We start from the raw sequence: 10,437 nt of genomic DNA, 5'->3' as shown, positions 1-10,437 counted from the left end.
CCAGATTCCACAATTTAATTGTTTTATCCCAGCTACCGCTAGCAAGGGTTTTACCATCAGGACTAAAAACAACAGATGCAACACCACTGGTATGTCCTTCTAAGGTGCGGATTAACTTTCCTGTCTCCAGATTCCACAGTTTGATTTTCATATCCTTACTAGCACTGCCACTCGCAAGGGTTTTGCCATCAGGACTGAAAGCTACAGAAGTAACTCCGTCATTATTTCCCTGCAAGGTGCGGATTAACTTTCCTGTCTCCAGATTCCACAGTTTGATTGTCTTATCTGCACTGCCACTAGCGAGGATTTTGCTATCAGGACTGAAAGCTATAGTCCAAATCCAATTGGAATGTCCTTCTAAAGTGCGGATTTCCTGTCCATCTGCCAGATTCCATAGCTTGATTGTCTTATCATCACTGGCACTGCCAAGGGTTGTACCATCAGGACTGAAAGCTACGGAATTTACGTCACTAGAATGTCCCTTGAAGGGTTTGGGTAGATAAGAATTTTCTGAGACGTTTTTTTGGGGCTGAATAGGCTGAGAAATAGGTTCAGGAACCTCGCTGACTGTATGGGGACGATACTGAAAATACCAAACTCCCCCTAATCCTAAGACCAAAATGCTAGAACCTAACAACAGTTGACTTTTCAGATTGTTATTTGATTTTGGTGAAACTGGCCCCTTGTTTGCTGGGGTAGCTGCAAATGTTGGTGTAAGTATAGTTGGGGGCACTGATGACAATGGTAGTAGTTGAGGTGTCAAGTCAGTGATGACTTCATCAGCCGATTGATAACGCTTTTGGATGTCTAGTTGCAACAGCTTATCCAAAACTTCACCCAACTCTATAGATATAGAAATCCCTTCTCTACCTGGACTGGTTAAATGTTGTCGCCAAGATGCAACCCAACCATAACCCTGGTATATCCACAGTTGAGATGGGCGAACTCCAGTCAGAAGATGAAAACAAGTAGCTCCCAAACTGAATAAATCACTGGCTGGGTAAGCTTTTCCATCTTGCATCTGTTCAAGTGCAGTGTAACCGTGTGAGCCAATAACAGTGCCCATTCTAGTCTGCACTGTTGCTGTCAACAGCTTAGAAGCTCCAAAATCAATTAGGATTAATCGTCCGTCGCTTTGACGGCGAATAATATTCTGTGGCTTGATATCCCGGTGAATCACTCCTTGCACATGGATAAACTTCAGTACCGACAGTAAATCTAGCAAAAGTTGGCGAATCTCCGTTTCGTTATAGTTTGCCCGCGTTTCCGATTCTTTGAGCAAGTTTTGCCCATCGATAAACTGCTGCACCAAAAAGAGATAGCTATTTTGCTCAAAATAAGCCAATAAAGTTGGAATTTGCGGATGTTCTGCCAGTTGTTGGAGTCGGCTGGCTTCTTGTTTAAATAGTTCAACGGCCTTTGTTAGTGGCCCAGTTCCCTGAAGTTTTGGCGCAAATTGCTTAACAACACAGCATTCATTTAGTTTGTGTACATCTTTTGCCAGATAGGTTCTACCAAATCCGCCTTCGTCTGATAAAACCTGAGTGGGACGATAGCGACCTCCTAGCAGGGGTATCAATTCCGCTCTACAATTGTGGCAATAGTTGTTTTTATCAGGATTTATGGGTTTTTGGCAATCGGGATTCACACAACAGAGCATACTGGGAATCCATTTCAGTTGGGGTATATATTCATCTTAAGTCATACAGTATAATCTCTCTTGTTAGTAAATATCACTGAGACAGCATACAAATCCCCAATTTCCTTACCTCATCAGGTATTGAACAATTTAGATAATTTGCAAAAAATTGTGTTTGAGCGATGCCTTTTGAGGAATTGATCGGCATCAAGTCTGCTTGTGTATTACATCTGTGTGAGCCATTTAGTCAGGTTTACAAAAATATCTGGGCAAAAATCCGAAAAGCAGCAATTTAAGTTTGTAGCTCAGTATATACCTACGGAATTGAGATTTCCTCTAGTAGTCTAAATTGAAAATATAATTTTTCTGATTTGATTGTGGCAAACATTTTTATATGTAGTATATACGAATTCATCTGATTACAGGCGATGCCTTTAGCAAGCCGCTAAGGTATATACGCTAAATTTCCCTTTCCGTTTAAATAACTGCTGCGGTTAGAACAGCAACTAGTATTAATTTTGTCTTTCAGTAATAGACAAAATTATCAGCAAAATTAGGAGCGTAATTATGCTATTAGAAAACAAAAACTATTGTCGCAAATTAAGCCATGTTTTAATTGGTTGCGTAACTAGTAGTTTGTTAATCACAAGTAATGTGCTGCCTATAAGTGCTTTGGTGAAATTTCAAAGTTCTCAAGACTTTATAATTGCTAAATCACCAGATGAGAGACAACCAGAAGCAGTAAAAAAAGGAATTGAGCAAATTCCTGCTTCTGAGGCATCAATATCTCCAAGACGGAAAACGCCTGTTGAGTCACCAATACAACAGACTCCTCGTGTATCGTCTCATACAGAAAATTCTCAACGAACTTCCAGCGTTTCAGATAATAGCTCTACTTCTAGATCGTCTAGACGTAGGACTTATAACTCAAATTCTAATCGTTCCAATGGTGGTGGTGCATCTAGATCGTCTAGAGCTAGAATTGCTAACTCAAACGCCAATCGTTCTAATGGTGGCTCCGGGAGAGTTCGCAAGCCAAGTTCTAATGTCGCTACAACTAGGAACCAAACTCTCGATAATTCAGCGCTTTCTTCGTCTGCAACACCAACTTACAAAGAGATTAACTTTGTAGATGTTGCATTAGGTATTTTGAGTAGGAGTGACTTTAAATCTGAAGGTAGATATTTTCAATTCTATGAGTTTGAGGGTAGAGAAAATCAATTAGTTCAAATTAGGCTGATTGGTAGTAATGATACACGTAGATCCAATAACTTGAGTTTAAAACCCTTGTTGTTTCTGCACGACCCTGATAACAATATCATCGTTAAAAAAGGCGCTTTGGATAAAAACAGTGGTGGCGATGATGCATTTATTTTCGCGCGACTGCCTAAGAATGGCACTTACAAGATTGCAGTTACTAGCCAAAATCCTGGAGATACAGGTCGCTATAGCTTGGCTCTCAGAAATGACAGAGCTAGCTATACTTTAGATGAATCAGGCCAACTAACTGCCAAAAGCTCAACCCTGAAACAAAATGGAGGCGCTTACAATGTTTCTAATTTTCAAGGTAAAAAAAATCAGCTTATAAGTATTCGTGTAGATAGCGTTGATGAAGAGTTTTCTCCTTACTTAGCTTTACTAAATTCTAAAGGACAGACGATCGCTATCGATAAAGACAAAGACAAAGCTGGTGTCTACAGTGCTTTAATTGACCGAGCTAGGTTGCCTGAAGATGATACATACTATATAGTTGTTACTTCCAAGAATCCACAGGAACGCGGTAAATATAGATTAACTATATTTTAAGCTCGACTTTATCCATTTTTTTGGCAACGCGATCGCTATAGCTGAAACCACTGTGGGACGATAGTTTTAAATCTTTAGCCGTCATGGGGATGGAAAAACTTGAGACAGCCAGTGCGTAGACGCGTTGGCGTAGCCTCTCGTAGAGAATCAGCTTGTCATCAGACATCGCATTGGGCAATGTTTGCTTAAGTCAAGTCAGGCGATGTCTACGACGAGCTACGCCTACGCCCTTGATAATGGTTATTAGTGTAGGCAATTCATAACCGATTACTTATACAAATTCCACAGGTTTTGGATTTCGTCAGCCATTTCTTGGCGCAAATTTAAAGGAAGTAAAACTTCAACTTTAGAACCTAAAGCTCGCAACCATCGAAGTACATAATAGTCCTTAACTCGATAATCTACTTGGTAATAAGCATCTGTGCTAGCACGAGATTGGAGAGTTTCTAAAATAGTCTTTTGATGTTCTGAATTAAGAGTATTTTGTTGAATTAATTTTGCTACTATTTGGTAGTCAATACTTTTGAAAGTATCGTGAATACTAATTCCTTGTATATAGCGTTTATGAAAATCTCGTTCAAACCGCAATATCATTAACTCTTTATCTTTATAAAAGTCGCATCCCCAAGCTTCTTTTAATTTGGTATGAACTGTCTTTGGCGTTGGTAGTTGATTATCATAATATTGTTCTCTTAATAATTGAGGAACGCGGGTATCTTGCCAATCTAGAGTTTCTATCCGTTTAGGAATTATTCTATCTAAGCGATATTTATACCAGTTAATTTCACCTGTTGGCGTATTCCCGTAAGCACATAAATATTTAGCTTTTTCCATAAAGTAAATACAAACAGGATAAACAGCACACTCTTTTTGGAAATTGCTATGAGCGCTGTAATAAGTCAATAGTATGGGGAGAATTTCTCTTGAATTCCAAAGCGTCTGTAATTCACTTTGAATTTCATCTACTGCATCTTGTATAGGACTTGATTCTGGTACGAGATAATCAACATACAAAAATACGCGATGATTATCTTCATCTATTTGTTGCGAAAATTCTTCAGCGAGTAAAGGTAAACTGGGGTCTAGAAAACTGAACATACCTAAAGTCTCTGCCAAATAAACTTGATTTTTATGGCTAAAAGAAGTTTCAAAAAATGGCAATATTGTAACTCGATGGTAATATTTACTTCTCCCAGGTATGCAATCTACCCTTTGCAAATACTTTCGACTGACTAATAAATCTAAATCACGTTGCAATGATTTCCGAACTTGAGCAAATAGGCGTTCTTCTAGTAACTTTTCCAATTCAAAATTAGATATTGATATTTCTTGTTGTAGGGAATATTTCCATTCATCTACACGTACTTCAAATTCTATAAACCATTGTCTAATGGTTTTGATACAAGCACAATTCGGGTCTTGGTGATTGAGAATATCTTCCTGTTTCTCGTCTTTATGAGTTTCACTAAAGAAAGCTTTACGCCAATCAGCATAAGTAAAATTATTTTCTAATTTGGTATACTCTTTGTCGTGATAAAGCCAATACAGCAAAGTCCATAACCGGATAGCACGGGTAAGATTTTGACTTTGGTCTAAAGAGCCTTTGGCTAATTGTTGTAATAATTGTGGCGATGGGAGATGAGTAAAGCGTATATTCACGGTAGCTGAGTATGTCTGAGATACGCTTTCTAGGTTAGCAAGTATTGGAAGGGGGTATTTCCGATACTATGCAATACTAGGGGTAGATTTTTCAAAAACTGATACCTCAACCCCATGAGTACAACCGAGTTTGAACAGTATAAAGTTGACCATCTGTTTTTGCTAGTAGGTAAAAATCCCCTACCCAACTATGTAGCAACCAAGCTGTTGCTTCAGCAGGGTGGGACAGCGTATTTGGTACATACGACAGATACTTTGGATGAAGCCACGCGGCTAAAAAAGAGTTTTGGAAGTGAGTTTAATGTAGAATTGCGATCGCTTAATCATTATGAGTCAGATGCTTACCACATTCAAAAAGAAATTGGAGCAAAGCTAGAAAGCATTAAAAGTGGAAAAATAGGGCTAAATTATACAGGTGGTACAAAAGCAATGTCCGCGCACTCTTACCGGACGTTGTTTTATGAAGAGATTCAAGATAAAACTGGTAAAGCATACAGACGGCGTAAGGGTATTATTTTTAGCTATCTTGACCCTCGTAGGTTAGAAATATGTATAGATAGGGAAGATAATGAACGGGAGCATTTAAAAGTCAAACCAGATACGTTGGAATTAAAACTGGAAACGCTTTTTCAATTACATGGATTAAGCTTACAACAAAAGCGTCCAAGTCAAGAAGCACAATTACCAGAATTAGCCCAAGAACTTGTCAAAGTGTTTGCTGATAGGGCTAAAGTAACACAATGGTTTAATTGGTATCACGAAATTTTTTGTAAAGAAGCACGCAAGGATAACCGAAAATGGAAAAGCAAGACTGATTTAGCTAAGTTGTTAATACCTTTAGATAAATTACCATCGCAGATAGTAGAAGCATTTAGAAAAGCACAACTATTAAGCAGTGATGATAAGCTTGCTTTAGTACAAGCCAAAAATATTAAGTTTTTCCTAGAAATTGAGAAATTCTGTGAATGGCTGGATGGGATATGGCTAGAGCATTATGTCTTAGAAAAAATCAAAGAAATTGCTAATAGCCAATCGATACAAGACTATGGACTAGATTTTAAAATTCCGCTTGACGGAACTAAAGATGGATTTCAATTTGATGTTGCGTTTACACGCGGTTATCAGCTTTTTGCAATTTCTTGTACAACTGCTAGCGATAGAAATTTGTGCAAGAGTAAACTTTTTGAAGCATATTTAAGAGCTATACAAATGGGAGGAGAAGAAGCAAGAGTGGCTTTAGTTTGCTGTTCTGATGAACCAGATACACTCAAAGCAGAAATTGCCGATACACTCTCCAATAGAAAAATTGCTGTTTTTGGACGTGCAGATTTACTAAATCTGTCAGACAACATTATTAAGTGGATTGTTGAAAATGACAGAGAGGCAAGATGACACAGTTTACTATTAGTGTAGTTGATACAACTGGCAAGCAAAATTATATCTTCAATACCAACCGTCTGCGCGAAAATATTGGAGCTTCGTTTCTTTTGTCCCAAGCTACAAAAGAATGGGTTGAAGACATACTAGAAACTAGCTTTGGAGTTCCTAAAAAGCCTCAAGCAGAACCGATTGAAACTAGTGGACTTGATGCAGAAATAATTTATGCCAACGGTGGAAATGCGTTGATAGTATTTAAGTCACGGGAAATTGCTGTCAACTTTACTCGAATATTGAGTAAAAAAGTTTTAACTGAAGCATCAGGGGTTAATTTATTAGTTGCTCATACTGATTTTGATTGGGAGAAGGACAATTTATATACAATAGTTGAAGACTTAAAGAAAAATGAATTAGAGCATCAAAAATACGAGCGGATACATTCTGCACCATTACTTGGTTTAGGTGTAACTGCTAGTTGTAATTCAACTCAACTCCCTGCTGTCGATAGAAGTGATAAGCACATCGATTATGATGACGATGAAGGAACAGATAGCTATTTAATTTCTACTGAAACAAGGCAAAAGCTAAAAGCTTTTAAAAAAGCTAATCTAAAACTCCAGCAAATTTTCTCGAATGTAGTTAACGAAAATATTTATCAATTTCCCTACCGAAGCGATAATTTAGGTCGTTCTGAAGGTAAATCTAGCTATGTAGCAGTTGTGCATATTGATGGTAATGGAATGGGAGATAGATTTAAAAAGCATGGTGAGGGTAAGGAGAATAGAGATTACATTAATGCAATGCGAGAGTTTTCTAAAAGTGTTGATACAGCAGGTGTTGAGGCGTTCAAAGCTGTGAATGAAACTCTTGTAAGTTCCATTAATTCGGGAAGATTTGTAGGGAAACTTGGAGGATTTGATTTAAAGAAAGATAGCAAAAGTAATATTTTTTATCTTCCTTTCCGTCCTTTAGTTTACGCAGGTGATGACATTACTTTTATTTGCGAAGGTAGATTAGGTATAGAATTAGCTGCATTATTTTTGCAAAAGTTTGAAAAGCAAAAAGTCGCCGATAGAAAACCTTTAACAGCTTGTGCTGGTGTTTGCGTTGTCAAAGCTCATTATCCTTTTTCACAAGCTTATCAGATGAGTGAAGATTTATGTAAAGTTGCAAAAAAATTTGTGAAATCTGAGCAACAAAAACATGGAGTAGATTATTTTTCGGCAATTGATTGGCATTTAGCAGCTAGCGGTTTAATTGGTTCAATATCAGAAATTCGTCAGCGTGAATATCGAGTAAATAATAAATCTTGGTATTTAGAAATGCGTCCATTATGGTTAAAGCGCGATGATGAATGGTGTACTTGGTCAGGTTTTACTCAAGTTGTAAGCGAATTTAAGCAAGGAGATAATTGGAGAAAACGTCAAAACAAAATTATGGCGTTGCGAGAAGTACTACGGAAAGGTTCTATTGAAGCTGTTGAAGAATTTTTGCTGAATTATAAATTACCAAATTTACCATTGTTCCCAGAATCATCTAGTCAAAGCGAACAATTGATAAAGCAGGGTTGGAACAACGAAATTTGCGGTTACTTCGATGCAATTGAAGCTATGGATTTTTATCTAGGAGTTGGGAGTGATTAGGTGACTATATATAAACTGAAAATTACACTTTTGAGTGATACAACTTTTGGTAGAGGTGACGGTATAGCTGGTTTAATTGACCAAGAAGTAGAGCATGATGCTTATGGATTTCCTTACTTGCGCGGACGGACTTTGAAGGGGTTGTTAAGCGAAGAATCAGACAATTTAATTGGCGTGCTACTACCAGCAGATGTTTGTTGTTACTGGGAAAATATTGCTTGTACTTTATTTGGTGTACCCGGTAGTTCTTTGCAAACGATGGGAATCATGCACGTTGGAGATGCTTGTTTACCAGAAGATTTACGAACAGCAGTAGCTTGGCAAATTAAAAATGAAGAATTAACGAACAATGAAGTTCTTGATTCTTTGACTACTATTCGCCGTCAAACTGCTATTAATTCGCAAATAGGTGTAGCTGATGAAGGAAGTCTGCGCTCATTTCGCGTAGTTATACGTCAACTGGAATTCCAGGCTGATTTAATTTTTGAAACTCAACCAAGTCATGAAATTCTGTCTCTTTTATCTGCAAGTATCTTAGCTTTGCGACGCATAGGAAGTGGATGCAACAGAGGGAGAGGTCACGTAAAATGCACCCTACATGATACTTCTGGAAAAGATATTACCCATAATTATTTAAACTTATTTGGGAAAATTGAGGAGAAAGTTAAGTGAAGGTAATCACTTTTTCATTGCGAACGCAACAACCACTACTTGCGACTTCATTTGAAGGCGACCCAAATAGTGACGTTTCTTATTCTTATATTCCCGGTAGTATGATTCGGGGTGCTGTGATTAGACGGTATATGAAGCAGCATGGTTTATCGGAATTAGATTTAGCCAAGAATGAAGTTAAGCGGTTGTTTTTTGATGGGAATAGTACCTGTTATTTAAATGGTTATTTGCAAAGTAACGAAAATCAACGCACGCTTCCCGTTCTTCGTTCTTGGTATAAGGAAAAAAATGCAGAATTAACTGATGAATCTTTTATACTGGTTTATGATTTTAGCCCTGAAAGAGGAGACGAACTAGAAAACCTCAAACCTGTTGGTGAAGGTTTTTGGACTACAGAACGTGGCAGTATAAATTATTATACAGAAAAGCGACGGATTAATATTCATAATCAACGCGATCGCAAAAAAGGACGCTCAACTCAAGGAGAAGGAGAAATATTTCGTTACGAAGCTATAGATAGCGAACAAACTTTCCAAGCTGTGATTTTGTGTAGTAGCGAAACTGATGTTCAGGTAATCAGAGATTTGTTAGCAAAATCATCAGACATTTGGCTTGGTGGTTCCCAAAGTGCAGGTTATGGACACACTAAAATTACTAATATTAGTAATATCATTGATGCTGCTGACTGGAATGAAGTAAATATTCCTGTAGATGATGATAGAACGGATAGAGAATTTTTGACAGTTACACTCCTGAGTGACTTGATTCTACGCGATGATTGGGGGCAATATGCCATAATTCCACCTTCAACCAAGCACGAAATACCTGCACCGCTAACACGAGAATTAAAAAAAGTTTTAGGTAGAGAAATTCAGCCGCAAAGATGCTTTACCAGTAGTACCATAATCGGTGGATTCAATGGTAAATGGGGATTACCTCTACCCACAGTTCCAGCACTTGCAGCCGGGAGTGTTTTTGTTTTTGAATTGAAAAACTCTTCTCTAACATCAGAGCAAATTCAAGCAATAGAAACCAAAGGGATTGGAGAGAAAAGAACTGAGGGGTTTGGTAGAGTTGCTATTAACTGGTTCAACAAAAAAGAAGAATTTCAACTCAAGCTACCAGATAAAAGTCCAAGCATTTATTCGCCTAGATTACAAACAGATATATCATGCACTTTAGCTACACAAATGGCTGAGAGAATTTTGTATAAAAAAATAGAACTAGCATTACAAAATTATCTTGGACGTAAAACTATTAAAGGTGATATTCGTAATAGTCAACTTTCTCGCTTAGAATTGATAGCTAAACAAGCTATTACCACAGGTGATTGTAATTTAGTTTTATCACTTTTAAATAATCTTCCTCCTCATGCTAGCAGTCAATTTAAAAGAGCAAAAATTGAACCTAATGAAAATAATTATTATTTAAAACAGCAACTAGATAATTGGTTACTTTATCCAGATTCTTGGTCTTGGTTGAGTAACAAACAAGAATTAAAGGTTAATATTGCCAATGTAGAGCGAAGTATTAACGATGAATTCGCCAAGACAAATAAACTGGCAGAAAAATATACCTTACGCCTAATTATGGCACTAGCGAAAAAGGCAACAAAGGAGGAAAATAGATGAATTGTGAACG

The 10,437-nt window shown here is 37.5% G+C and carries 8 protein-coding genes; 5 read left to right on the top strand and 3 right to left on the bottom strand.

What is annotated here, in order from left to right; genetic code table 11:
- Positions 1-1,660: protein kinase (locus ACFE93_RS18645; RefSeq protein WP_375475024.1), on the bottom strand; the 1,660-nt coding region annotated here is incomplete at its 3' end.
- A gap of 546 nt (positions 1,661-2,206) precedes the next feature.
- Here ACFE93_RS18645 and ACFE93_RS18640 point away from each other — a divergent pair.
- On the top strand, positions 2,207-3,445 hold the full coding sequence (locus ACFE93_RS18640; protein WP_375475012.1) for a pre-peptidase C-terminal domain-containing protein: 1,239 nt from the start codon (positions 2,207-2,209) through the stop codon (positions 3,443-3,445).
- Here ACFE93_RS18640 and ACFE93_RS18635 read toward each other — a convergent pair.
- Together ACFE93_RS18635 and ACFE93_RS18630 are read right to left on the bottom strand one after the other, a co-directional pair.
- On the bottom strand, positions 3,435-3,611 hold the full coding sequence (locus ACFE93_RS18635; protein ID WP_375475010.1) for a hypothetical protein: 177 nt from the start codon (positions 3,609-3,611) through the stop codon (positions 3,435-3,437). The genes ACFE93_RS18640 and ACFE93_RS18635 overlap by 11 nt on opposite strands.
- A 101-nt stretch (positions 3,612-3,712) precedes the next feature.
- Positions 3,713-5,104 (bottom strand): TIGR03985 family CRISPR-associated protein, encoded by a 1,392-nt coding sequence (locus ACFE93_RS18630; RefSeq protein WP_375475008.1) that lies wholly within the window; start codon positions 5,102-5,104, stop codon positions 3,713-3,715.
- Positions 5,105-5,359: 255 nt separating this feature from the next.
- Here ACFE93_RS18630 and ACFE93_RS18625 point away from each other — a divergent pair, with 255 nt between their 5' ends.
- From ACFE93_RS18625 to ACFE93_RS18610, 4 genes are read left to right on the top strand one after another with little or no spacing between them, the layout of a single operon-like run.
- Positions 5,360-6,496 carry a Card1-like endonuclease domain-containing protein gene (locus tag ACFE93_RS18625; protein ID WP_375475006.1) on the top strand — a complete coding sequence of 379 codons (1,137 nt, stop codon included), beginning with the start codon at positions 5,360-5,362 and terminating at the stop codon, positions 6,494-6,496.
- Positions 6,493-8,124, top strand: a complete 1,632-nt coding sequence (locus ACFE93_RS18620) for a hypothetical protein (protein WP_375475004.1) — start codon at positions 6,493-6,495, stop codon at positions 8,122-8,124. Before ACFE93_RS18625 ends, ACFE93_RS18620 begins: the two co-directional genes overlap by 4 nt.
- Entirely contained in the window at positions 8,125-8,796 is a 672-nt protein-coding gene (locus tag ACFE93_RS18615) for an RAMP superfamily CRISPR-associated protein (protein WP_375475002.1), read from the top strand.
- Positions 8,793-10,427 carry an RAMP superfamily CRISPR-associated protein gene (locus ACFE93_RS18610; protein ID WP_375475000.1) on the top strand — a complete coding sequence of 545 codons (1,635 nt, stop codon included), beginning with the start codon at positions 8,793-8,795 and terminating at the stop codon, positions 10,425-10,427. The genes ACFE93_RS18615 and ACFE93_RS18610 overlap by 4 nt, the downstream gene beginning before the upstream one ends.
- Positions 10,428-10,437: the final 10 nt, after the last annotated feature.

Source organism: uncultured Nostoc sp. (genome assembly GCF_964247315.1).
GTDB lineage: Bacteria > Cyanobacteriota > Cyanobacteriia > Cyanobacteriales > Nostocaceae > Nostoc.
The sequence above is the reverse complement of the archived record's forward strand: the minus strand, read 5'-3'. Positions and strand labels throughout refer to the sequence as shown.